This is a genomic window from Marinobacter sp., assembly GCF_034669625.1.
In the GTDB taxonomy this organism is placed as follows: Bacteria; Pseudomonadota; Gammaproteobacteria; order Pseudomonadales; family Oleiphilaceae; genus Marinobacter.
On the sequence record NZ_JAXMOY010000012.1, the window covers coordinates 1 to 24,495 of the forward strand.

The window sequence follows — 24,495 nt, forward strand, 5'->3', positions numbered from 1 at the left end:
ACGGCCGGCCTGATGATGCCGGGCTATCAGCAGGAAAGATAGACCATGACGGATCAGAAAAAACCTGACCAGACCACATCCTCCGAAAAACCTTGGGGCGGCCGCTTCAGTGAGCCGACAGATGCCTTTGTTGAACGCTTCACGGCATCGGTGGGTTTTGATCAGCGTCTTTACCACCATGATATTACCGGCTCCATCGCCCACGCCACCATGTTGGCCAAAGTAGGTGTGCTGACCGACGCCGAGCGCGACCAGATCATCGAAGGCTTGAAGGGCGTTAAGGAAGAGATCGAAGCTGGCCGTTTTGAGTGGTCTGTGAGTCTGGAAGATGTGCATATGAACATCGAAGCCAAGCTCACCGAACGCATTGGTATTACCGGTAAGAAACTGCACACCGGCCGTAGCCGGAATGATCAGGTGGCTACCGATATTCGCCTGTACCTGCGCGATGAAATTGATGTCATTGCCGAAGAATTAACGCGACTGAGAGCTGGGCTGCTGGATCTGGCGGAGCGCGAAGCCGCTACCATCATGCCTGGTTTTACCCACCTGCAAACTGCCCAGCCGGTCACCTTTGGCCATCACCTTCTGGCTTGGTACGAAATGCTGGTTCGGGATGCCGAGCGCCTGCAGGACTGCCGCAAGCGTGTGAACGTTATGCCTTTGGGCGCGGCGGCGCTGGCGGGCACCACCTACCCGATCGATCGCAACATGACGGCGGAACTGTTGGGCTTTGACCGTGCCTCCGAAAACTCGCTGGACTCAGTCAGTGACCGGGATTTCGCTATCGAATTCTGCAGCTTTGCCTCCTTGTTGATGACGCACCTGTCTCGTTTCAGTGAAGAATTGGTGTTGTGGACATCGGCCCAGTTTGATTTCATCGATCTTCCAGACCGTTTCTGCACCGGTTCGTCCATCATGCCTCAGAAGAAGAATCCGGACGTACCGGAATTGGTGCGTGGCAAGACCGGTCGGGTGAACGGTCATTTGATCAGCCTGCTGACGCTGATGAAAAGCCAGCCGCTGGCCTACAACAAGGACAACCAGGAAGACAAAGAGCCGCTGTTTGATACCGTGGATACCATTAAAGGCTGCCTGAAGGCTTATGCCGATATGATCCCCGCCATCAAGGCGAAAGCGGACAACATGCGGGTAGCGGCTAAGCGCGGCTTCTCGACAGCGACGGATTTGGCGGATTACCTGGTCAAAAAAGGTGTACCGTTCCGCGATGCCCACGAAATTGTGGGCAAGTCTGTGGCGTTTGGTGTCGCCGAAAGCCGTGATCTGTCTGAAATGACGCTGGAAGAATTGCAACAGTTCTCTGACGTGATTGGCGACGACGTGTTTGATGTGCTGACGCTGGATGGCTCAGTGCAGGCCCGCGATCACTTGGGTGGTACCGCGCCGAATCAGGTTTTGGCCGCAGTTGCGCGTGCCAGAGCGGCGCTTTAACGAATAAGCGTATGACGGAATACCGGCGCCTGCTTTCGGCCGGTATTCCGTTACCCTCCAATGCGCCCAGTGCTTAACTCCACCACCACGGGCGTCAGCTCTTCCAGTGCTTGAGGTCGTGCGAGCCGGTAGCCCTGCCCGAAATGAATGCCCAGTGAGCGCACTTTTCGAAGGGTTTCGTTATTCTCGATAAAGGTTGCCACGGTTTCTTTGCCAGTTGTTTCGGCGATTCGGTGTAGAGCATCGACCATGATCTGTTGAACCGGATCGCTCTCCAGTTTGTGCATCACCCGCTTGTCGAGTTTGATGATGTCGACCGGCAAATTGGCCGCCAGACTGTAGCTTTCCACCGAGGCCCCTGCGCCTTCCAGTGCAACTCTGCAGCCGATCTGATGCAGTGCATCGCAGAGTACGGCAACCTCATCCGGATACCGTGTCGCGTGGGACTCCCGAATCTCCAGGACAAAACAACGCGCGTTAAACGGGGTTTGAGCGACGGCCTGCTTCATGAAGTCGGCAAAGGTGTCATCCAGAACCGATGCCAAGGACAGGTTGAATCCGCAGTATTTCAGACGCGGCTCCAGCAAGCGGTGCTGGCTGAGCCAGGTGAGTGTTTGTCGGATAACTTGCCGGTCCAGCCTTTTCGCGAGGTCGTAGCGTTCCGCCACCGGCAGAAACTGTTCGGGTTTGAGCAGGCCGTTATCCGAGCCGGCAGGAAGGCGGCACAGTATTTCGACATGGTCGCCCCAAGTGGCACTGGCAACAGGTTTCAGCGCCTGAAACTCCAGAACCAAAGACTCTTCATCCAGAGCCTGGCGCAATTGTTGTAATCGCCGCTCGCTTCCGGTCTCGCTATCTTGTTCAGGTGGTAAGGCATGAGCGGTGTGAATGCGGTTCCGGCCGGAGGTTTTTGCGGTATGACAAAGATCGGCGGCTTGGCTTAACAGGGTCTCAGGTTGCTCAGGGGCATCGTTGTCGATGATCAGCAAGCCGCCGCTGACCGTCGTCTGGAGCGTTGTTTGCTGCCACTCGAACTGGAATTCGGCTATCTGTTCTCGTACTTCATCGGCAATTTTCCGGGCGCGTGCTTCGGGGCAGTTTTCGATGAAGAGGGCAAAGGTATCACCCCCCAGTCTGGCCAGAGCATCGCGTTTTCGAACGCGCAGGTTCAGTGTGCTGGCCAGTTCGCGTAGGTACCGCTCGCAGGTGCCACTGTCTGCAAGTTTGCTGAAGCCATCAAAGTCATCAATGTCCAGAAACAGCAGGCTGTCGACCGACGGGCGCTTGTGCCTGTGGCTGATGGCGCGCTCAAGATGGGCGATGAATGCGCGGCGGTTCATCAGGCCGGTAATCGGATCGTGGCGCATACGGTAATCGCCGCTGCTGTTTTGAAGGGCCTGACTGCTAATGTCTTTGGCGATGCGGACGGCGCCAATCACTTCGCCGCTGTCGTTGTGCATGCTCTGAAAATGAAGTTCGAATAAGGAAGAGGATGTGTCTTCGCTGAACAGTGGCATTTCCGCAACGAAGTGGTCTCGTTCGAACGCTTTATGCCACAGACTTTCCATTAATCGCCGCTCGTTTGGAAAATTTTTGAGCAGCGCTTTCAAATTGTCCCCCTGCTGGGGCTCAAGATCGAAGGCGGTTATAAATTGCTGTTCCCAGACACCATTGAAATGCAGCAAGTTGAAGTCAGTGTCGATGGCAACGACCAAATCGGGGGTGGCGGTTGCTGTGGCTTTGAGCAAGCGCTGAGCTTGTTGTTTTTGCTGGTCATGTCGCATGGCTGAACTGTGATTGACGAATACGCCTCCTAACCGCTGAATGCGCCCGCCACTTTTAAGAGCGCGTCCGGCTAGCGTGCCTCGCACCAGCCGCTGGCGACTGGTTATGATCGACAGCTCGATACTGAATGGTTGGCCGGAGCGTCTACACCGACGCAACAACGCGCGCACCCGGTTTTGGTGTGACTGACAGTAGAACAAAGCCTGTTCGGGCGAGAGGTCAGTGCCCGTGCGCAGCTCCAGCGATCGATACATGGCTTCAGACCAGAACACTTCATTGGAAGTAACGTCTAATTCCCAAAAGCCGAAGTTTGCACTGTGTTCCGCCAGCCCGAGCAGGCGACCGTCCATTTGCTGGCTGTCTTTCAGCGTGATGGAGGTGCTGGTTTCCGGATCGTTCTGCAGTGTTTCAAGCCGAAGGCCAAGCGATGCTGTGAAAAAGAAACCTTCTTTGTGCTTGAACGTGACCAGTACGGTTTGACCGTTGGTTAAACGGTGACGGTGTGCTGGCGCGAAGGGGTCATCCTGCCGCGAGGCCAGAATGTGTTGCACTGACAGTTGCGTGAGTTCGCTGGCGTCGTACCCAAACATGGCTTCCGCATGCCTGTCCGAGTGAGTAATGCAGCCATCAACATCGACCCGAAGTTGCGTCGGATGAATGGCGGGCCCGGAAGGGTCGGGGCGATAGCGTTGGATCAGGAACTCTTTCACTGCGCAGATGCCTCATCATGATCTGCCGGTCCCGGAATCAGCCCGGAACCGGTTATTCTTATGGTTGTTTGCCAGCCTTGCTACGAGCAGCCCATGATACTGGCTATCAAGATGAAAAAAACCTCGGGTTCAACCTGTCGCTTCGACACGGAGCTGGCCTCGCGGTGCGGGATGGGTCTCGGGTATACTTCGCCTATTATTCACGCAAGGGTAAACGTATGCAGACAATGAAAGCGCTTCGGTTGAGCTATGTGGCACTGTGTCTGCTGACCATGCTCGTCATCAGTGGCTGCGGTCAGAAGGGACCGCTGTACCGGGATGCGCCCGTGGCAGTCGATGTTCCTGAGGGCGCACCGGATGTGTCCGAAGCAGTCGATGATGCGCGCGATAACGAGAAAACGGCACACTGACGTTCACGTTTACCCTACCTAACGAGTTCAGGAAAAGAATGGATCATTTCAATTACCGCGATGGCGAGCTTTACGCTGAAGATCTTCCGGTTGCCCAAATTGCAGAGCAGTTCGGTACGCCGGCTTATGTGTATTCCCGCGCCACTCTGGAACGGCACTATCGGGCCTATGACGATGCGCTGAGTAATCGACCGCACCTGGTGTGTTACGCAGTAAAAGCCAATAGCAATCTCGCTGTGCTGAATGTGTTGGCCCGGCTAGGTGCCGGGTTTGATATTGTCTCGGCTGGTGAGTTGGAACGAGTGCTCCGAGCCGGTGGCGATGTTCGCAAGGTTGTTTTCTCGGGCGTTGGTAAGCAAGAGTGGGAGATAAAGCGAGCTCTGGAAGCCGGTGTACGTTGCTTCAACGCGGAATCGGATACCGAACTTGACCGACTGAATGCCGTGGCGGGTGAGCTGGGTGTGAAAGCACCGGTTTCTCTGCGAGTGAACCCGGATGTTGATGCTGGCACGCATCCTTACATCTCGACCGGGCTGAAAGAAAACAAGTTCGGCATTGATATCGCGGAAGCCGCTCGGGTATACGCCCGTGCGGCGACCTTGCCGAATCTGGACATCAAAGGCGTTGATTGCCACATTGGTTCGCAGTTGACCACCGTCGCCCCGTTCCTGGATGCCTTGGACCGCGTGCTGGCGTTGGTTGATGCGTTAGCCGAGCAGGGCATAAATATTCGTCACCTCGATCTGGGTGGCGGACTGGGCGTGACCTACGATCAGGAAACCCCGCCCGAGCCTTCCGAGTACGTGACGGCCTTATCGGAACGACTGGGAGATCGTCAGCTGGAGTTGATACTCGAGCCGGGCCGCTCTATCGCAGCCAATGCCGGTATCTTGGTGACCAAGGTGGAATTCCTGAAGTGCACCGAACACCGCAACTTTGCCATTATCGATGCCGCTATGAACGATTTGATTCGCCCCGCTCTTTACAGTGCCTGGCAGGCGATTGTTCCGGTCAAGCCCCACAATGAGGGTGAAGAGAAGGTCTGGGATCTGGTGGGTCCGGTTTGCGAGACCGGTGATTTCCTCGGTAAAGATCGTGCGCTGACCTTGAAATCCAACGACTTGCTGGCGGTCCGGTCAGCCGGTGCCTATGGCTTCGTCATGGCTTCTAACTACAATACTCGTAATCGTCCGCCGGAGTTGATGGTTGACGGTGATCAGGTACATGTTGTTCGTCGCCGGGAAACTCTGGACGATCAGCTGGCTCCGGAAAGTTGTTTGCCGGAATGAGTGGGGAGCCGCATATGACGCAGCAAAGACGGGGGCAAGGCCCGTTGCTCCGGTTCACCAAAATGCACGGTTTGGGCAATGACTTCATGGTGGTGGATGCCATCAGCCAGCAATTTCGCCTGCGCCCGGAGATGATTCGGGATTTGGCTAACCGGAATTTCGGCATTGGGTTTGATCAGCTTCTGGTCGTTGAGCCTCCAGGCCTGCCCGATGTCGATTTTCGGTACCGGATTTTTAATGCCGACGGCTCTGAAGTTGAGCAATGCGGCAATGGTGCGCGTTGCTTTGCCCGTTTTGTCCGGGATCAGCGTTTGACCAACAAACGGGTGATTCGGGTGCAGACCGCCAAAGGCATCATCGAGCTGAAAATCGGCAAAGATGGTCAGGTGATGGTGAATATGGGCGTGCCTGAACTGAACCCGCCGGCGATTCCATTCGCCGCCAATTGCGAAAAGAAAGTGTATACGGTGGATGTTATGGATCAGACCGTGGAGCTCTCTGCTGTATCCATGGGCAATCCCCACGGTGTTTTGGTGGTCGATGATGTGGATACAGCGCCGGTTTCAACCTTGGGGCCGCTGCTGGAAAAACATCCGCGTTTCCCGGCCCGCGCCAACATTGGTTTCTTGCAGATCATTGACCGGAGCCATGCTCGTTTACGCGTGTATGAGCGAGGTTCCGGTGAAACCTTGGCCTGTGGCAGCGGGGCTTGTGCCGCTGTTGTGGTTGGCCAAATCCGGGGACTGCTGGACTCGCAGGTGAAAGTGGAGCTGAGAGGTGGGCCGCTGGTCATCGAATGGCAGGGTGAAGGGTCCCCTGTTATGATGGAAGGCCCTGCAACAACGGTCTTTGACGGCCAGTTGCGGCTGCCGGGCGACCCGCCGCCCCGCCGACGGAAAAGTTCAAGAACGCATAAAAACAGGGCCTGATGGTTCAGGAGAACGTGATGACAGAACAAACGGCCCGCCAGAAGGCCGGCGAACTTACCCCGGAGCAGGTGGCCGAGTACCTTCGAGCCAATCCTGACTTCTTTCTCGATCAGGACGAGCTGTTGCGCAGTTTGACGCTGCCCCACGCCAGTGGGCGGGCGATATCTCTGGTTGAACGGCAAGTGCACTTGTTTCGAGAACAGAGGGATACCCTGCGCAGTGAAATGATGGAGCTGGTCTCTATTGCTCGCCATAACGACCGATTGTTCGAAAAGAGCAAACGGTTGTTGATGCAGGTGATTGAAGCTAAAAACCTGCAGGACATGGCGTCGGCTATTGATGACAGCATTCGGGGGGATTTCGGCCTCGATGCTGCCTCGATTCTGTTGTTCGGGGATGTGAACAAGCTGGGGCAGTCTCATGGTGCCCTGCACATCGTGGGCAAAGCGCAGGCTGAGCAGCGCTTGGGAGCCCTGTTGGACGGTGATCGGGCCGTGTGTGGTCAGTTTAGGGAAACGGAGCGAGCTTTCCTGTTCCCGGATCGTGATGAACCCATAGCCTCGGTGGCGCTGGTACCTCTGCGTTATGAAGGGCTGGTCGGAGTCTTTGCCGTGGGCAGTTGCGAGCCTGGGTACTTTGATCAGAATATGGGGTCGCTGTTTCTGAGTTACATCAGTGACACGCTTAGCCGGTTGTTGCCCCCGGTGCTTAAACGGCATGGTTCGGATGCCGCAAAAGTAGCCGAGTTAACCGTGGAGAGTGGTCAAGGGTGACCGAAGCAGGTTTCGATGGGGCGCAGTCAGAGGCGCTTATGGTGCCGTTGGTTGGTTTTTCAGATCATTTAACCTCGGAAAAACGCCACTCTTTACGAACCTGCGAACACTATCTCCGCGACCTCCAGCGTTTGGTCGGTTGGCTCACTGAAGCCGGTATTCGACAATGGGCGCAGGTGACAAGTCACGACATACGGCGGTACGTCGCCACCTTGAGTAAAGAAGGTCTAGGTGGGCGAAGCATTGCTCGACACCTATCCTCTATCCGCCGCTTTTACCAGTTTCTCCTTCGGGAAGGGGTTGCTCAAGATAATCCAGCACTGGATATCCACGCCCCGAAAAGTGGCCGCCGATTGCCCAAAGTCGCGGATGTGGATCAGCTGAATCAATTGCTTGAGGTTAATCCGGACGATCCGCTGGAAATTCGTGATTTGGCCATGTTTGAATTGATGTATTCTTCGGGCCTGCGGCTATCGGAGTTGGCCGGTCTCAATCTGGATGCCCTGGATTTGGCTGGCGGGGAAGTCCGGGTGTTGGGGAAAGGCAATAAAGAGCGGGTGCTTCCGGTGGGAATCAAAGCTACCGGAGCCGTTCGCCGGTGGCTGGAGTGCCGCGTTGAATTCGTGGCTGACGGTGAACCCGCTATGTTTGTCAGCCAGCGGGGCAACCGACTGAGCCGGCGCAGTATCCAGGCTCGTCTGGCGCGGTGGGGAACAATGCAGGGCGCGGATCAGCGCATGCATCCGCATATGCTTCGCCATTCCTTTGCCAGCCATATGCTCGAGTCCAGTGGTGATTTAAGAGCAGTGCAAGAACTGCTGGGGCATGCGGACATAACGACCACTCAGGTCTATACTCACTTGGACTTTCAACATCTTGCCCGGGTTTACGATCAAAGCCACCCCCGGGCTCGTCGGCGGACGGATGCGAAAGCGTCCGGCTCTGACAGGGACTTGGCCGACCTATAACGGAGCACTGCATGGCATCGGAGCAATCCTGGAAGAAAAAATATCAACAGGTACTGAAAGAAGCTGAGCAGCAGGAACGTCAATGCCGTGAGCAGCGTGAGCTGCTTGAACGCATGTTGGTAAGAACCAGCGTGGCCTCGAAAGGTCTGCGCCCCGAGCTTGATCAGTTGCTAAGCCGGATGCGAACAGCCCTTCGACGCAAGACCCTTGATACAGAGGCGTGGTTCCGGCTGCAGGAGCAGATTGATCGGCAGATTGCCCTGTTAGACGGCGAAAAAACACCCGCGTCCGATGATGACTCTGCGCGGCAACCTATACCGGCCAGCGGCAGCGATGACGGCATTGATATTTCGGATAAGGATCACCGTCTCCTCATCGCCCGGCGGGTGGGGAATTTGCTCAGTCAGGTATTGGAGAAAGTGACGCTTGACCCAGATGCTGAATTAAGGGCCAGAGAGCTTCAACAAACGCTGCTTTCCAATCTTGATTGGAGCACGTTGCGCACGAGCCTCGAAGCCGTCTCTGAATTGTTAATCCGTGCGATTACCCATCATCAACGTGAACTCGAAGCCTTTTTAACGCGGCTCAATGCCCGACTTGAAACCTTGCGCGAGCACTTTGCTCATCAGTCAGAATCCAATTCTTCACGCAAGGATGATACAGAGATACTCGATCGGGAAATTCATGAAGAGATTGATTTGGTTAACGAAGACCTCAGGGTCAGTCAAGATTTAGAAAGCCTGAAACAGTCGGTGGGGCAGCGATTTGAGCAGATTGCCCAAGCCTTGGGGCGTTTCAAAGAGAAGGAAAATAAGCGGGAAAGCCTGATGGCCGAACAGCTTGAATCCATGCAGCAAAAAATGGCTGCAATGGAAGCTAGCTCCGAGCAGATGCAGGAACAAATTCGCCGGGAACGCGCTCGTGCCATGACCGATCTGCTGACTCAGCTGCCAAACCGCGAAGCTTGGCAAGAGCGGCTGCATTTTGAATACAACCGCTGGCAGCGCTATGGCCATCCTTTGACGGTATCGGTAGTGGATATCGATTTGTTTAAACGAATTAACGATACCTATGGGCACAAGGCGGGTGATCGTGTCTTGCAATTGGTTGCTCGGGAGCTTCAGGGGCGATTAAGGGCAACCGACTTCATCGCGCGTATTGGTGGCGAAGAGTTTGCGCTGCTGCTGCCGGAGACCGGAATGGGGGAAGCCCTTGCTGTCATGGATAAGCTGAGAGGCTATGTGGAGAACCTGCCGTTTCATTTTGGCGGGAATCCGGTCAGCATTACGTTTTCTTCGGGACTGGCTTCATTTGTTCTTGGCGACAGTGAGGATCAAGCATTCGAGCGGGCCGATCGGGCGCTTTACCGGGCCAAGGCAACAGGCCGGAACCGTGTTGTAGCTAATTAATAATCCACATTCGTGGCACCGTGAGGGTATGCAGTGACGTTTCTCCCCCAGCTCGTGTTGTTTCTGTTGGTAAGTTTTTCGACCGCAGCTGCGCAAGCTGACCCGCCACAAAATTCCCCCGCTCCGGTTCTAAGTCTTGATGATTTGATGTGGCTGCAGGAGCTCGACAGCATTCGAGTTGGTGTCCGGGAAACCCAAATGCCGCTCATTTTTGACAGCGGAAACGGCCAGTTGGTAGGTCTGCTGGCAGACTATCTGGATCTTCTTTCTCGAAAACTCGACCTTCCGGTTGAGCCGTTCATGTTGAATGAGCAGGAGCAATCTGCGGATCTCGTGTTGACAACCCGGGTTCCTGGCGCGCCCGTGATACCCGGATTGCGGCACACCACACCGATCATGAGCCTCACCTATGGGGTCTTCGTGAATGCCGGGGATGCTGGTTTTCGTACATTGGCGGATCTGGAGTCGGCGAATGTCGCGATCATAGGGGATGATCCAAACCAGTTTCCGCTACTCGACCCCGTAAATAACTTCACACCCGTACCGGTAGAGAATATCGCAGGAGCCATCAGCCAAGTGTTGGACGGCAATGCCGACGCATTCCTGGCTCCGGTGCCAGTGGTTTCCGACTATCTCGAATCAACGATGGTCAACGGCATCGGGTTGGCGGTTCTTCTGGATAGCCGGCCAGTGGATGTGGTCTTTCAGGTGCCGACCGAAAAGCACCAGCTATTTCGCGTTGCTGATAGGGCGGTTTTATCCATCAGCCCTGGCGAACACCAGGGAATCCAGTTGTCATGGTTACAAGGCAATGTGCCCATGCTGGAGGGCCGGGGCGTAGCGCTAACCGTGGGAGAGAAAGCGTGGCTTGAGAAAAATCCGAACCTCAAGGTCGGGCTGCGAAGGGATTGGGCCCCCTTCGAATTTCAGCAGGACGGCCGGCCGTCTGGATTGGTTGCCGATCTGATCCGTCGATTGGAAGATAATCTGGCCGTCCACTTCCACAAAAAAGTCATGGAGACACGGGCCTCTGCCGAAGACGAATTAAAGGCTGGAAGTGTGGATATTCTGCCAGGGTTGTCTCGGACACCCCGAACCGAGCAGGAATTTCTGTTTACCCGGGCCTACGTGACCGTGCCCATTGCCTTGGCGATTCGCGATAGCGGCCGATTCATCGGTGATCTGCGTGAATTACGTGACGAAAAGGTTGGCGTGGTTAACCGCCAGGCCAGTCATGATTATTTACTGATCAATCACCCGGATCTCGACCTCTACCCACAGGACACCGTGGCCGATGGATTGCTGGCGTTGTCCAATGGCGATCTTGATGTGATGGTCACCCATATCCCCGCTGTCAGTTACACGGTTGCGCGCTTGGGCTTGTCGAACCTCAGAATTACCAGCATCACACCGTACCAGTATGATTTGCGCTTAGCGGTTCGAAAGAACAATCCCGAATTGCACCGGATTCTTAACAAGGCTCTGGGCAGTTTGCCGGAGGCTGAGGGCGAGGCCGTCTACAATCGCTGGATCCACCTGGATATTGAACAGGAGACTGATTACACGGTGGTCCGGCGTATTATCCTGATCGCCATCGTTGTGGTGCTTATCTTCTTGTATTGGAACCGAAAATTATCGTTAGAAGTCGATGAACGCATACGGTCAGAAAACGCGTTGCGGCGGAGTGAGGACGAGCTGCGAGCCGCCAAACTGGAAGCCGAACGGTTGGCTCGGGAAGCGGAGCTGGCAAACCGCGCGAAAAGCGAATTTCTCGCCAATATGTCCCATGAAATCCGGACACCGATGAATGCGGTGATTGGCTACAGCGACCTGCTCTATAACTCGGTTACCGATCCCCAGCAGCGGAATTATCTGAACGCCATTCGTGCGGGTAGCCGAAGCCTGCTGATGTTGATCAATGACATCCTGGACTTGTCGCGGATTGAGGCGGGCAAAATGCGTCTGGATTTTGCGCCGGTTTCTGTGCGTCGTTTGCTGAGCGATGTTCGTCATATTTTTGATCTGCGGGCAACGGAGCAGGGCATTGCGCTGGAGGTTAGTGTCGGTGCAGGTTTGCCGTCCGCCATGGTGCTCGATGAAACGCGATTGCGGCAGGTGTTGTTTAACCTGGTCGGTAATGCCATCAAATTCACTCACGAAGGTGAAGTGACGGTCCGGGTGGTAGCCAAGTTATTGGATGAACCAGACGAAAGCGAGGCTGACGTCCGATACTACCGGATGGTGGTGACGGTCAAGGATACCGGCATCGGCATTGCTCCGGACCAGCAGAGCCGAATATTCGATGCCTTTGAACAGCACGAAGGTCAAAGCTCCAGACGCTATGGCGGTACCGGGCTGGGGCTGGCCATCAGCCGTAAGCTGGTGGAGATGATGGGGGGCGAGTTAACTCTCGAGAGTGAAGCCGATGTCGGGTCGACGTTTACCATCGTTTTGCCCAGGGTTGAGGCCACCGTCGAAGAAGCAGAAGACGACGGTACACCGGAAGAGTCCGAGCGTCTGTTGGCCCAGACCATGAGTATGCAGGAGCGTGGCTGGTTGCGGGAAAGTCTCGCCAGAGACTTTGGCGATGAGTGGCAAGACGTTCGAGAGAGCGGCGACCCGGAGCAAATGAAAGACTTTGCCCTGAGAGTTGTGGATTGGGGCCAGCGTCATCGTTCTCTGTCCGTTACCCGTTACGGTGAAAAGCTGTTGGCGGACGTGGATGCCTTTAATCTGGATTCGGTGAACACCGCGTTGGAGGCGTTTCCCCGTCTACTGGGTCAAGGCTGAGGCTGGTTACAGGCAATCGAACTGGGACTGACGATCAAAGGCCACGGACACCATGTCATACCCGGAGTCTGTGAGTGATTGCATCAGTTGTTGATCCCGAAACAAGGTCATGCACACTTGGTGTACCTTGGCTTGCAGTTGCTGTGTCGATGGCAGGGACCCTTTGAAGCGAAAATCCACCACGAGATATTTGCGGTCAACGTCTGCCGTTGCCGGGATATCCTCGCGCTCAACGCTTTTAAAGCCGATGTAGGTCGCTTCAGCGTGTGGAAACACCTGCTGCATGAGAATGTCCAGATTACCTGCCTGAACATTGGTGGCCGTGACGCCGCTCAACAGCGCCAAAGACAAGGCAAGGGTTCGAATTCGCATAGGCCTATCTCGTCGGACAATAAAAACATCACCGTAACCAAATGTAAGTTTTGGTTACAATTGATTATTGCAGAGAGTGCCGGTTTTTTCTGCCAAAACTCCCGGAATTTTTCAATTGTTTGCAATGCTGACACAATCAGCGTTTGTTAAGCGAAGCATCGAACTCCGCTGGTCTCTTGCGGGACAGTTTTCAGCTATGATGAAACCGAGCACCCTGAAAAGAAAAATGAGGTAATGCCATGTTCCAGCTCGTATTCAAGGGCGAATGTACATCAGGCACTGATCTGAACACCGCCCGCTCCAACGCCACAGCTTTATTTAAAGCCAGTGTTGAGCAACTGGACCGTATGTTTAGTGGTCAGGCGGTGGTGATCCGCAACAAGTTGGACCTGGAGCAAGCAGAGAAATACCAGGCAGTGCTCAACAAACATGGCATGGTGGTGTATATACAGCCAATGGCTACTGCAGGCAGGCAGACATCGGTGCCGCCCCGCAAGGTTGCCGCTGAAACGAAGGCCGGGGACACGCGGCCTGCTCCAGAAGAGAAAGCGCCAGCGCCCAAATCAATATCAGGTAAAACGCCAGAAGTGGAGCCGGGCGAGCGTCTGCCGGTGGCCGGTGAAAAAGTGGATGAGATTCTGGCCGATTCGAGCCTTAGCCTAGACCCGGTCGGGGTAACGCTCGCAGAACATCAGGAAGTAGAAACGCCCATGTTCGAGCATTTGGATGAGTGGAGTTTGGCGCCGCCGGGCTCTGATCTGGGTGTTAAGCGGGAAGTGCCGCCTCCCATCGTGCCGGATACATCCCATATCTCGTTGGTCGACGACGACAAATCCAGTTGATTCGAACTGAGCCACTTTGAACGTTCTCTCAAAAATTTTTGCTCTGATTTCCGCTCTGGTTGCGCTGTGCGCAGTGCCAGTGTCCGGTGCTGCCCAGGAAGTCCGCCCTAAAGTGGGGTTGGTGCTGAGCGGTGGCGGCGCCAAAGGCATGGCGCATGTCGGTGTGCTCAGAGTTCTGGAAGAAATAAAGGTGCCGGTGGATATGGTCGTCGGTACCAGCGCCGGCTCCGCAGTTGCAGCCTTGTACGCATCAGGCATGTCGGTTGATGAAATCGAACAACGGTTTATTGATCTGGATTGGCTGGCCAGTTTCAAGGATAACCCGGGGCGCGTATACAAACCGGTTCGTCGTAAACAATCAGACTGGCGCTTGCCCATTACCCCCGGAATCGGTGTCGACACTGAAGGCCTGCGGGTCGGCGGGGGATTGGTGACGGGCCAGAATCTCGGTCTGATTCTGAACGAACTGACCAGAGATGCCGCTTTGGTGGAGGATTTTGATCAACTCCCCATCCCTTTCCGAGCGGTAGCGACGGATTTGGAAACCGGGGTAGAGGTGGTCATTGATAGCGGCAATCTGGCGGAGGCCATTCGCGCCAGCATGAGCATTCCCGGAGTCTACGCGCCCGCTGAACGAGGTGGTCGTCTATTGGTGGATGGCGGCGTGGCGAATAATCTGCCGGTCAGTGTGGCGCGGGAGATGGGGGCCGACATTATTATCGCCGTGGATATCACCGACCCGCTGCTGAAAACCGAACAGATAAAAGAAGCTTTTTCAGTCGTCGGCCAGCTTACAACGCTGCTGACCCGCCGGAATACTGAAGACCAACTCGCTTTGTTAACCGATAACGACGTGCTTATTCGGCCCAAGCTGGAAGGATACGGCTCTGCAGATTTTTTTGACGGGCCGGTGCTTTTTGAACTGGGGGCAACGGCGGCTCGCGCGCATGCGGTATCGCTTAATCGCCTGGCTGTATCGGAAGAGCAGTGGCAAACCTTTCGGGAGGGTTTGGGAAAGCGTTCTGAGTCTGCCGATCCGGTAGCCCGCATCGAATTCCAGGAAGGTCGCAGGTTATCGACAGAATTTCTCAAGGAGCGGGTGCGGCAGAAAGAAGGAGAAAGGCTGGATGTGGAGTTACTCGAGTCTGATCTCAAACGAATCTATGGACTGGGTTATTACGAAACGGTGTCTTGGTCTTTACGGCCGTCAGAGCAGGGGCCGGTTTTGAATATTCAGGCTCGTGAGAAGCGTTGGGGCCCGAACTACCTCTCTTTTGGCGTGAACTACGAAGATAATTTTGACGGCGACACCCGTTTTAATCTGGCGTCCGGGCTCCGGATGACCGAGCTCAACAGTCTGGGGGCCGAGTGGCATACCGGCGTGCAATTGGGCACTGAGCCGTGGGTGCGTACTCAGTGGTATCAGCCACTGGACTTCGGTTACGAACGATTTGCCGTGATCGGTGTGCAACACCAGCGAGACGACTACAGCGTTTACGAAGATGGCAGCCGAATTGCGCAGATTGATGTGACCTTGAGCAAGGCGGATATGGCCATTGGCATGGAACTGGGGGGCGACGGCGAAGTTCGCATTGGCTATGTTCGGGGCTCTGCAAAAGTAGATGAGGAAGTCGGCGAGAAAGTTGCCCCTTCAGGCCGAATCAATCAGGGCTATGTCAATGTGCAACTGGTACACGACTCACTCAGTGATACGTTTTACCCGAAATCAGGCGCGTTTGCGGGAGTACGGGCTCGCTTTGAACGAAGTGATTTTGGGTCTGATCGAGACTTCGACTCGGTCACAGGGATGTTGCTGGGAACGACCAGTTGGCGACGTTTCAACGTGACCGGTTTGTTGTTCACGGAGCAGGTTGTGAATGGCGAATCCGGTATTGAAAACGCTGCACGTCTGGGCGGTTTCAGAAGGCTGTCGGCCTATGCGGCCGGAGAGTTGAGTGGCAGTGACGCTGCCTTGGCCGCGGCCTATGCCCGAAGAGAGTTTGGCGGACCGTTCCTGCCCTGGTTTGCCGGGGTTGGGTTCGAGACGGGTAATGCATGGGAACGTATCGACGATGCTCGCTGGGACAACTTAGTCCGTTCGTGGAGCGTATTTGCAGGCGTCGATACGTTTGTCGGGCCGGTTCAATTGTCTGTTGCCTACAATAACGAAGACGATTGGACAGCCTACATGAATATCGGTTTTTCGTTTACTCAATTGTTCTACTGAGCGAGTGCCGTGAGCACCTGCTGGCGTTGCTGCAGCGCGTACCTGTGGAGAATCTCCGCCAAGGCTCGCTCATCGCGGGCTCGAATGGCTTGAATGGACTGTTCCATATGCGCCAGATTGTCTTCAAGGACTTGTTTGCCCCCTTGACGGAAAGCCACAAAAGCACACCGCTTTGCTGACGGCCACAAGTCGTCGATCGCCGAAACGATGAAGTAGTTGTCCGCGTAAACCAGCGATGCCTGAGTGTACTCGATGCCTAATTCCAGAAAAGCCAACAAGTCGTTTTGCTCGTAACAGCGCTGCATCTTTTCACGCAGTGATTCCAGCCGCTCCATGTCTTCGGGTTGCCACTGGCTAACCAGTTTTCGACCTGTGTGGGTCAGATACAACTCCAACGTTTCATACAGACTGTGCACGAAATGCTCATCCAGCGTGGTCACGAACGCACCTTTGCGAGGGACGTTTTTTACCAGATGTCGCTTTCCGAGCAAGAGCAGGCCTTCGCGGACTGAACCTAGGCTGACGTTCAGTTCTTTGGCCATAGCACTTTCGTAAATACGTTCGCCCGAACGAAGTTTCCCGAAGGCAATCAGATTCTCAACGTGGCGGGCGACTTGTTCCGTCAGTGTCTCTTTGGGCTTGAATGCAGTCATGTACGTTCTGTGGTTATTTCGATTATTTTCAGGAACGTCATGTTCGCACAAGCCCTAACTGAGAACCAGTTCAAAGCAGCGGCGCCAGAAGGCGAACGGTTCGGCACCATAGGCGGAACAGTAAAGAACGATCTTCATAATCGCTTTCCGTCATCAGCCTGCAATGCTTCAGATCCTCTTCCAGCATCGCCTCCACTTCTTGAATGAACGGGGGGCTGGTATTGATGGCCATAATTTCAAAGTTCAGGCGCATGGAGCGGTTGTCCAGATTGGCGGTGCCAATCGAAGCATAGCGATCATCCACCAAAACCACTTTTTGATGCATGAAGCCGGGTTGGTAGCGATAGATCCCGATGCCGGCTTGACGGGCCTGAATGAGATAGGAGTACGCCGCGACTCGGATGAGTCGGCTGTCGGATTTCTCGGGAATCAGAATGCGGACATCAACCCCTCGCAAAGCGGCCAGCTGAAGAGCGTTGATGACCTGAACGTCTGGCACAAAGTAGGGGGAGGCAATCCAGACTCGGGTTCGAGCGTTGTTGATACTGTTCAGGAAAAATAAAGCGCAAGTTTCCCAGGTATCGGCGGGGCCGGTTGGCAGCACCAGAACCTTGTCGTCACCGGGAGGGCTAAAACTCGGGGACCAATTTAACTTGGGTTTGGTGTTGCTGGCCCAGTTCCAGTCCTCCAGCCAGGCCAGTTGCAAGCCGGTAACGGCTGGCCCTTCGATCCGGCAATGGGTATCGCGCCAAGGCTCTTGATCCATGGCGGTGCCAAGGTACTCATCGCCTAAATTAATCCCTCCCACGAAGCCGGTTTTGCCATCACAGACCAGCAGTTTTCGGTGGTTCCGGAAGTTAATCTGGAAGCGGCGACGGCGAATGTTGCCTTTGCCGAAGGAGGCAACGCTGGCCCCTGCGTCCGCCAACTCCTTGAGCCAGCGACGAGACAGCGAAAGGCTGCCAATATCGTCGTACAGCAACCACACTTTCACGCCTTCAGCCAGCTTGCGCTCCAGAATGGCTTTGATGCGTTGGCCAACGCGGTCGGAGCGGACAATGTAGAATTCCAGCAAGATGTACTGCCTGGCTTCCTCCATGGCTTGGAACAGCGCCTCGAAGGTGGCTTCACCATCCTTCAGCAGGGTAACTTTGTTGTCGCTGGTAAAGGGTTGGCGGCTTAATTTACACAGAACTTGCAGCTCGTCCCCGAACTCCTGTTGATTGGGCTCTGGTATCGAGGTTGTTTGGCGTTCGAACTGCTCGAGAAGACCTTTGAGAGCTTTGTTGCCCATACGCCGGGCCTTCATGTAGCCGCCGAAACGATAACGGCCAAAAAGTATGAACAACGGCACGGTCACGTAGGGCAGTGCGATCAGCGTGGTGATCCACGCGATAGCACCTTGAGTGGTGCGATACGTCAACAGAATACGATAGATACAGGCCAAGGCCGCGAGATAGAACAGCCCAAGCGGGATCGCCAACAACGTAAAGGTGTCCTCGATCATGGGGTACTGTCCTTGTGTTCGGCTCTGAATTGGGCCGGCGCAACGCCTGTCCAGCGTTTAAAAGCCCGGCTGAAGGCGCTAAGTTCTGAGAAACCGAGTAGAAAGGCAATTTCTCCCAACGCGTATTGATCGTTGGCTACGTACCTGAGTGCTTTATCACGGCGTATTTGTTCCACCAGTTCCTGAAAGCTCAACCCCTCTTTTTTTAATTGGCGATAAAGCGTTTGTCGGCTCATGTGACATTGCCGCGCCAAAGTGTCTGCGTCGATTTTGTCGGTTGCCATTTGCCGGGAGATTAGCCGGCGCACCTTGCGGCCGAACGATCGACGGGTTTGCAGCCGGGCCAGCACCGCATTGACTTGTTTCAATACCGCGGAATACACATAGGGGTTGCGGTGTGGAATGGGGTGGTCCAGATGTTCGCCCGAGAATGCGAGTCGGGTTACGCCGCAGCCGAATATAACGGGACCGCCAAACAATTTCTGGTATTCCTTCGCGTAGGACGGCTCCCGGTGGGCGATTTCAACCCAGTCGGCCTTGATGCCTTTGTGAATAAAATGGCGGGTTCGGCAGATAGCCGCAGCCAGCGTGCGATCCATGTCCAGACGAGAGTAATAATCCGGATTGTCGGGCTGCCAGGTTAGTATCGCCTGATTCTGTGTTTGCTCGAAACTGAGGGTGACCGATTCATTAATCAAACGGTACAAACGCACGTACTGGATGACCGCTTCGCCCAAGGTGTCGCAGTTAAAAAACACATGCCCCACCAGCCCCATCCGATCTGGGTCGATAACCTGACCGGCATGCAGGCCCACACCCGGATCGCTGGTTAACTGCTCTGCAAGCTCCCAAAGGCGGTAATGGGTGGTGGCCGGAATACGAAGATCAGGATCTTCCAGCTTGTTGAGTTCGAGCTCCGTCTCTCGTTCTATCTCTGCAGAATCAAGAAGGCCTCTTGTCTCCAGATAGTGCACCAGCGCGAGCGTGCTGGAGGCTGCAACGTGTGGGATTTGTGCATTATCTGGATGGACATCGATCATGCCAGTGCCTGAATTCAGTGGTGATTGTTGAAAGTGTTACAAAATGTCAAATGAATGGCACGGCGCGTCAACGGCCAATCACTCCATAAACGATAGCATGTGTGGCACTAGGTTGAAGTACCGAAAGGTCATAGTGGAGGTGTTGTATGCAACAGGAAATCTTTGTACCCCATAGTCAAAGTGAACGTGAGAACGTTGTCGCACTGGCAGAGTACCTTTCTGGAATCTACTACTGCTGAGCAATCAGGCATGCGGACGACATGGTTTTAGCCGGGCTAGATGCCCGGCTTTTTTGTGGGCGATTACCTGCCAAAATTTGTTCTTGCCCCGATATCTGGCAATGGTAATGTAGTTGGCTACATTTTATGAGCCGGAGACTGACCCACTATGAGTGTTGAACTGAATCACCGGATATCCGGGCAAGGCGAACCGTTGATCCTGCTGCACGGGTTGTTTGGTTCGCTGGAAAACCTGGGAGGCATCGCCCGCCGCCTGGAAGATCATTGGCAAATCCACGCTCTGGATCAGCGCAATCATGGCGGTTCTTCCCATAGTGATGAGATGAATTATCCGGCGATGGCGTCAGATGTGGTTGCTTATATGGATGCTAAAGGCATCCAAAAAGCTCGCCTCCTTGGCCATTCTATGGGCGGTAAAGTGGCTATGCAGGTAGCTTTGAGTTACCCAGAACGTGTGCAAGCGATCATCGTTGCTGATATTGCCCCCGTCACCTATCCAGCACGCCACGATGCCATTCTTGAAGGCATGAAAAGCCTCGACCTGCGGGGTGTGAAATCGCGCACCGAGGCGGATGCACGTTTGGCTGAGTACGTTGAGATACCGGGCGTGCGCCAGTTTCTGCTGAAAAATCTGGAGCGCATTCCCAAAGAAGAGAGCGCGGAAGAGGACTTGCTGTTCCGCTGGCGTTTGAATCTCCCCGTAATCGATGGCAGTTACGCCCATCTTGCAGCTGCGCCGGAAGGCGACGGTCCCCATGAAGGCAAGGTTCTGTTTATCAAAGGGGCGGATTCCGCTTACATTCAGAACAAGCACCAAGACACGATTCGACGCTTGTTTCCCAACGCCGAACTCAAAATCATTGAGGGCACAGGCCATTGGCTGCATGCGGAAAAAGCAGATACCTTTGCCACCATGTGTCGGCAATTTTTGGAGCAGTGATCACCGATCATCCCAAGATATCCTCGATCTTTGCTAAGGTTATGGAGGCTTTATAAGCACTCGGGACGTTTGAGGAAGAACAATGATAAAAACGAATGGTTGTACATCATGAAGTGGTTATTAATCGGTTTGCTGGCTTTGTTCCTGTTATGCGGTGGTTTTTTGCTGACACCGTCCCCTGTGGATAGCCAAGCCTGGGAAGCGCCAACTCCGCCGCCGATGACCGGTGTGTATGCCCCGAATGAACAATTGCGCCAAGCGGAGTTGTTAGCGAAAGGCCGGGTGTACGGCCCGGAGGATACGACAGTCGGTGCCGATGGTGTGCTCTATGCCGGTACTCAGGATGGCAGAATCATTCGCGTGCACCCGGATGGTCAGGTTGATAACTGGCTGGAAACCGGAGGCCGGCCGTTGGGGATGGTGATGGACCATCAGGGCAACCTGCTGGTTGCTGATTCCGGTAGGGGATTGCTGTCGGTTTCACCGGAAGGCACCATCACCGTGCTCACCCGGGAGGCTGAAGGAACACCGTTTCGGTTTACCGACGATGTGATCGTTGCGCCCGGTGGCCAGATCTATTTTACCGATGCCAGTTCTCGCTTCGGCCAGCAGGACTATATGCTGGACCTCTTGGAAATGCGCCCCCATGGCCGCTTGCTCCGGTATGACCCGAAAACTCAGAAAACAGAAGTGCTGCTTGCCGATTTGTACTTCCCCAACGGTGTTGCGGTTTCGCCTGAAGGCGATTACGTACTGGTGAATGAAACCTGGAAATATCGCATTCTGAAACACTGGATAGCGGGCCCTGACGCCGGCCGGACGGAAGTGTTCGCCGACAATCTGCCAGGGTTTCCGGATAATCTCGCCATCGATCACGAAGGCCGTTATTGGGTCGCATTCCCTACGCTGCGAAACGCCCAGATCGATGCGATGCACGCCAAGCCCTGGATGAAGGATATGGTGGCGAAACTGCCCGACAGTTTAAAACCAAAGCCGCAAGAGTATGGTCTGGTCCTTGCGTTCGATGCAGCCGGCAAGGCGTTGGTTAGCCTGCATGACACCACCGGTAAGCATTTGCAGGAAATTACCTCGGTGAACCCTCACAACGGGTTCTTGTATTTCGGTTCACTGCATAATGACCGTATCGGAAAACTGTCGTTGCAGGCCATTCCCGATATCGGGGACACACCATGAGCGCGCTGAAAACGCGCTGAGTGGAAATTCTGCTAGGCTGAACTTGAACACGATCGCCTTAGTTGGCACCTGATACACCGCTGTCTGGAGACGCCCATGGATCCCTCGGAACGAATCGAAGTTGAAACCATGCGCCAAGTGATTTACGACCGGTTTGGCGGCAGTGATGTGCTGCAGGTAATCGACGCGCCGATTCCTGAACCCGGCAAAGGCGAGGTGCTGATTCGTGTTCACGGAGCCGGGTTGAACCCCATCGACTGGAAGACTCGCTTGGGCTTGGGCTTTGTGGCCACCCAGATTGAAAATGGCCTGCCGTGGGGGCCGGGTTACGATGCCGCCGGAGAGGTGGTTGCCGTAGCCGACGATGTCACGACCCTCGCGAAGGGCGACCGGGTGATGGGGATGATTGGGTTTCCCGTGGCGGGCGGTGCTTATGCGCAATTTGCGGTTGCCCGTGCCGACGAACTGGCGATCGTCCCGGAAGAACTGGACTTGGTCACCGCAGCGTGTGTGCCATTGGCTGCGCTCACCGCGTGGCAGGGATTGTTTGAAATTGCCCGTTTGGAGCCTAACCAAAAGGTACTGATACACGCTGGCGCCGGTGGGGTTGGCCACTTCGCGATCCAGTTCGCATTGGCTCGTGACGCTCATGTAATCGCCACTGCTTCCGCAGGTAACCGTGACTTTTTGGCGGAGTTTGGTGTCCATGAAGTCATTGATTACAAAACGATGGACGTTGCTGATGAGTGCTTCGGCTTGGACCTGGTTTTGGATCTGGTCGGGGGCGAGGCCGGCATACGTTCCCTTCACACCTTGGGAGCATCAGGAGTTCTGGTCACCATACCGACGGTCACCGCGGATGACGTTGTCAGCGCTGCTGAAGCTATGGGCGTCCGTGCCCACGGTATGCGTGTTCGCCCTGATGTGTTCCATCTCGAAGAAATTGCCGAGTTGATCGAAGACGGAGACGTGCGCGTGCACGTCGAAAAAGTGTTCGCGATGGAGCAGGTGCGTGAAGCTCATGACCTGCTGGAAGCAGGTCATGTTCGAGGCAAATTGGTGCTCGATTGCCGCTAGCCTGCTGCTTCAGGCTGCGACATTAACCGTCAGTCTTGTCCTCTGAGCTCTGGTTGCCGTTGCTGTCCCGATCTTTTTGAGGCTGCGGCGGCACCAGGCTGATTAAGAGCCAATCGGCTTCGGGTTCCAGCGAATCCATATCTTTCACTGGATAAATGTGCTCTTTGCTGTCGATGACGAACAGCACAAGAGCCTGTTGCTGGTATTGCCCCAGAAACTGCTCATAGCTGAACTCATCGCTGAGCTGGGTGGTTTTGACGTTGTAGCCTTGGCTGACCAAACTGGCGAGTTTCGCGTAGCTCACCCCATCAAAAATCCCTCTGGTACGTTGCACTTTGCCCGCAGTCTGCAGACGAGCTCTCTGATCTTGATCCCCCTCGGTTAAACCGAAAACAGAGTTGTCGCCGAACCAATCCATAAAATGGTAGGTGGCCGAGCTGTTCATCTGCTTGTACGGGGACAAAATCAGCAGGTTACCAATGCCCGTCAGGTCCATATGAGTTGCGGCGTGTTCAGAGGCCGGGTTGCCAAAGTACACCGGCAAGTTTTCCATTCTGGATTGGCGTACGTTCTCCCAGTTGGTGTCTGAGAGCATGACTGGGATTTCGTGTTTTTTCAGCGATTGCGCAATCAGCCGAGCAATGGGATTGGCTCCCAGGATCAGGAAGCCGTGTGCTGGCGGCTCTTTCACGCCCAGAAGTTGTGCGATCGGCCGGGCCGTGAGGCTCTGCAACGTCACGGTGGCGATGATCAGCATGAACACCAGCGGTACCAGAGCTTCAGCGCCTTCATATCCGAGCCTCTCCAACTGGAAGGCGAACAGCGCGGAGACCGCCGCGGCAACAATGCCGCGGGGCGCGATCCAGCTCAGATACAGCTTTTCGCGCATGCTCACCGATGTCCCGATACCGGAGAGGAAAATGCTGATCGGGCGGGCGATAAACATCAGGCAGGCCAGAACGGCCACCAGCCCCCAGCCCAGATCGATAATGGCCGAGAACTCGACCCGCGCTGCCAGAATGATAAACAGAGCGGAGATCAGCAGAACACTCAGGGATTCCTTGAACTCCAGAATACTGTCGATCGGAACCCGCTTCATATTGGCCATCCAGATCCCCATCACGGTAACCGTTAATAGGCCGGATTCATGGGCAATCTCATTGGAAATAGCGTAAACGCCGAGCATGAAGGTGAGTGTGCCCGCATTATGCAGGTACTCGGGTAGCCAGTGTTTTCTCAGGGCCTGACCATTCAGGTAGCCAGCGATAGCGCCTATCAGAAAGCCGACAACCAGCGTTTTACCGAAAATATACAGTGAGTGGCCGAAGACGTTGCCCTGGCCCCAGGAAACAATGCCTTCAAAGACCAGAACCGCCAGCAGTGCACCGACCGGGTCAATAATAATGCCTTCCCAGCGCAAGATGTTGGAGAGCTTGGCAGTGGGTCGGACCGCCCTCAATAACGGCGCAATCACGGTGGGGCCGGTGACCACGGAAATTGCCCCGAACAAGAGCGCAACTTCCCACGACACGCCCAGAATCCAGCGGGCAGCCAGGGTGCCGATGGCGCAGGTGACGATGGAGCCAACGGGCACGAGGTTCCGTACCATCTTGCCGTGACCTTTGATCTCGTCGTAGCGGAGCGTCAGGCTGCCTTCAAACAGGATGATAGCGACCGCAAGGGAGATTACCGGGAACAGGAGATCACCAAAGACTTCCTCGGGCTGCAGAAACCCCAACACCGGTCCGGCGATAATGCCCCCCGCTAATAGAAACAGGATGGCAGGCATGCGCACGCGCCACGCAAACCATTGGCAAAACAGAGAAGTAACACCGATACCGGCGAGAATTAGAGCAGTACTAGCGGCCATATGGGCTTCCGGTTGAATA

The 24,495-nt window shown here is 55.0% G+C and carries 19 protein-coding genes; 13 read left to right on the forward strand and 6 right to left on the reverse strand.

Translation table 11 applies throughout. The features are described 5' to 3' along the window. Positions 1–45 precede the first annotated feature (45 nt). Positions 46–1,452 (forward strand): argininosuccinate lyase, encoded by a 1,407-nt coding sequence (gene argH, locus VOI14_RS11210; protein ID WP_323752142.1) that lies wholly within the window; start codon positions 46–48, stop codon positions 1,450–1,452. Positions 1,453–1,502: 50 nt separating this feature from the next. Here argH and VOI14_RS11215 read toward each other — a convergent pair whose 3' ends face one another. Beyond that, positions 1,503–3,947, reverse strand: coding sequence for an EAL domain-containing protein (locus VOI14_RS11215; RefSeq protein WP_323752143.1), 2,445 nt, complete (start codon positions 3,945–3,947; stop codon positions 1,503–1,505). 218 nt (positions 3,948–4,165) lie between these two features. Between VOI14_RS11215 and lptM the strand changes: the two genes are divergently transcribed. The 7 genes from lptM to VOI14_RS11250 all read left to right on the forward strand — a co-directional run bounded on the left by lptM (position 4,166) and on the right by VOI14_RS11250 (position 12,515). Next, complete coding sequence (lptM, locus tag VOI14_RS11220) at positions 4,166–4,357, forward strand: LPS translocon maturation chaperone LptM (protein WP_323752144.1); 192 nt, start codon at positions 4,166–4,168, stop codon at positions 4,355–4,357. 38 nt (positions 4,358–4,395) lie between these two features. Continuing rightward, positions 4,396–5,646: a diaminopimelate decarboxylase gene (gene lysA / locus VOI14_RS11225; protein WP_323752145.1), complete on the forward strand. Its 1,251-nt coding sequence runs from the start codon at positions 4,396–4,398 to the stop codon at positions 5,644–5,646. A gap of 14 nt (positions 5,647–5,660) precedes the next feature. Further along, on the forward strand, positions 5,661–6,575 hold the full coding sequence (dapF, locus tag VOI14_RS11230; RefSeq protein WP_323752146.1) for a diaminopimelate epimerase: 915 nt from the start codon (positions 5,661–5,663) through the stop codon (positions 6,573–6,575). A 17-nt stretch (positions 6,576–6,592) separates the two neighbouring features. Beyond that, on the forward strand, positions 6,593–7,348 hold the full coding sequence (locus VOI14_RS11235; protein WP_323752147.1) for a DUF484 family protein: 756 nt from the start codon (positions 6,593–6,595) through the stop codon (positions 7,346–7,348). A 38-nt stretch (positions 7,349–7,386) separates the two neighbouring features. Further along, positions 7,387–8,316, forward strand: a complete 930-nt coding sequence (xerC, locus tag VOI14_RS11240) for a tyrosine recombinase XerC (protein WP_323752233.1) — start codon at positions 7,387–7,389, stop codon at positions 8,314–8,316. Between the two features lie 11 nt (positions 8,317–8,327). Next, complete coding sequence (locus VOI14_RS11245) at positions 8,328–9,725, forward strand: diguanylate cyclase (RefSeq protein WP_323752148.1); 1,398 nt, start codon at positions 8,328–8,330, stop codon at positions 9,723–9,725. A 147-nt stretch (positions 9,726–9,872) separates the two neighbouring features. Next, positions 9,873–12,515 carry an ATP-binding protein gene (locus tag VOI14_RS11250; RefSeq protein ID WP_323752234.1) on the forward strand — a complete coding sequence of 881 codons (2,643 nt, stop codon included), beginning with the start codon at positions 9,873–9,875 and terminating at the stop codon, positions 12,513–12,515. 6 nt (positions 12,516–12,521) lie between these two features. Here the strand turns inward: VOI14_RS11250 and VOI14_RS11255 are convergent, their stop codons facing one another. After that, positions 12,522–12,887 (reverse strand): hypothetical protein, encoded by a 366-nt coding sequence (locus VOI14_RS11255; protein ID WP_323752149.1) that lies wholly within the window; start codon positions 12,885–12,887, stop codon positions 12,522–12,524. 239 nt (positions 12,888–13,126) lie between these two features. Here VOI14_RS11255 and VOI14_RS11260 point away from each other — a divergent pair, with 239 nt between their 5' ends. Beyond that, positions 13,127–13,729 (forward strand): hypothetical protein, encoded by a 603-nt coding sequence (locus VOI14_RS11260; RefSeq protein ID WP_323752150.1) that lies wholly within the window; start codon positions 13,127–13,129, stop codon positions 13,727–13,729. A 16-nt stretch (positions 13,730–13,745) separates the two neighbouring features. Then, positions 13,746–15,956: a patatin-like phospholipase family protein gene (locus VOI14_RS11265; protein WP_323752151.1), complete on the forward strand. Its 2,211-nt coding sequence runs from the start codon at positions 13,746–13,748 to the stop codon at positions 15,954–15,956. On the opposite strand, the gene VOI14_RS11270 is transcribed toward VOI14_RS11265, so the two are convergent. From VOI14_RS11270 to VOI14_RS11280, 3 genes are all read right to left on the reverse strand, one after another. Then, positions 15,950–16,609 carry a GntR family transcriptional regulator gene (locus VOI14_RS11270; protein ID WP_323752152.1) on the reverse strand — a complete coding sequence of 220 codons (660 nt, stop codon included), beginning with the start codon at positions 16,607–16,609 and terminating at the stop codon, positions 15,950–15,952. The genes VOI14_RS11265 and VOI14_RS11270 overlap by 7 nt on opposite strands. A 70-nt stretch (positions 16,610–16,679) precedes the next feature. Beyond that, positions 16,680–18,116 (reverse strand): cardiolipin synthase, encoded by a 1,437-nt coding sequence (gene cls, locus VOI14_RS11275; protein WP_323752153.1) that lies wholly within the window; start codon positions 18,114–18,116, stop codon positions 16,680–16,682. Beyond that, the gene (locus VOI14_RS11280; protein ID WP_323752154.1) at positions 18,113–19,156 is read right to left on the reverse strand and encodes an AraC family transcriptional regulator; all 1,044 of its coding nucleotides are present in this window, start codon (positions 19,154–19,156) and stop codon (positions 18,113–18,115) included. Before VOI14_RS11280 ends, cls begins: the two co-directional genes overlap by 4 nt. Positions 19,157–19,543: 387 nt before the next feature. Here VOI14_RS11280 and VOI14_RS11285 point away from each other — a divergent pair, with 387 nt between their 5' ends. The 3 genes from VOI14_RS11285 to VOI14_RS11295 all read left to right on the forward strand — a co-directional run bounded on the left by VOI14_RS11285 (position 19,544) and on the right by VOI14_RS11295 (position 22,606). Continuing rightward, on the forward strand, positions 19,544–20,335 hold the full coding sequence (locus VOI14_RS11285; RefSeq protein ID WP_323752155.1) for an alpha/beta fold hydrolase: 792 nt from the start codon (positions 19,544–19,546) through the stop codon (positions 20,333–20,335). A 108-nt stretch (positions 20,336–20,443) separates the two neighbouring features. Continuing rightward, positions 20,444–21,529 (forward strand): SMP-30/gluconolactonase/LRE family protein, encoded by a 1,086-nt coding sequence (locus VOI14_RS11290; RefSeq protein WP_323752156.1) that lies wholly within the window; start codon positions 20,444–20,446, stop codon positions 21,527–21,529. A gap of 96 nt (positions 21,530–21,625) precedes the next feature. After that, a complete protein-coding gene (locus tag VOI14_RS11295; protein ID WP_323752157.1) occupies positions 21,626–22,606 on the forward strand; it encodes an NADP-dependent oxidoreductase in 981 nt (326 codons plus the stop codon). A 22-nt stretch (positions 22,607–22,628) separates the two neighbouring features. Here the strand turns inward: VOI14_RS11295 and VOI14_RS11300 are convergent, their stop codons facing one another. After that, the gene (locus VOI14_RS11300) at positions 22,629–24,476 is read right to left on the reverse strand and encodes a sodium:proton antiporter (RefSeq protein WP_323752158.1); all 1,848 of its coding nucleotides are present in this window, start codon (positions 24,474–24,476) and stop codon (positions 22,629–22,631) included. Between the last annotated feature and the right edge of the window lie 19 nt (positions 24,477–24,495).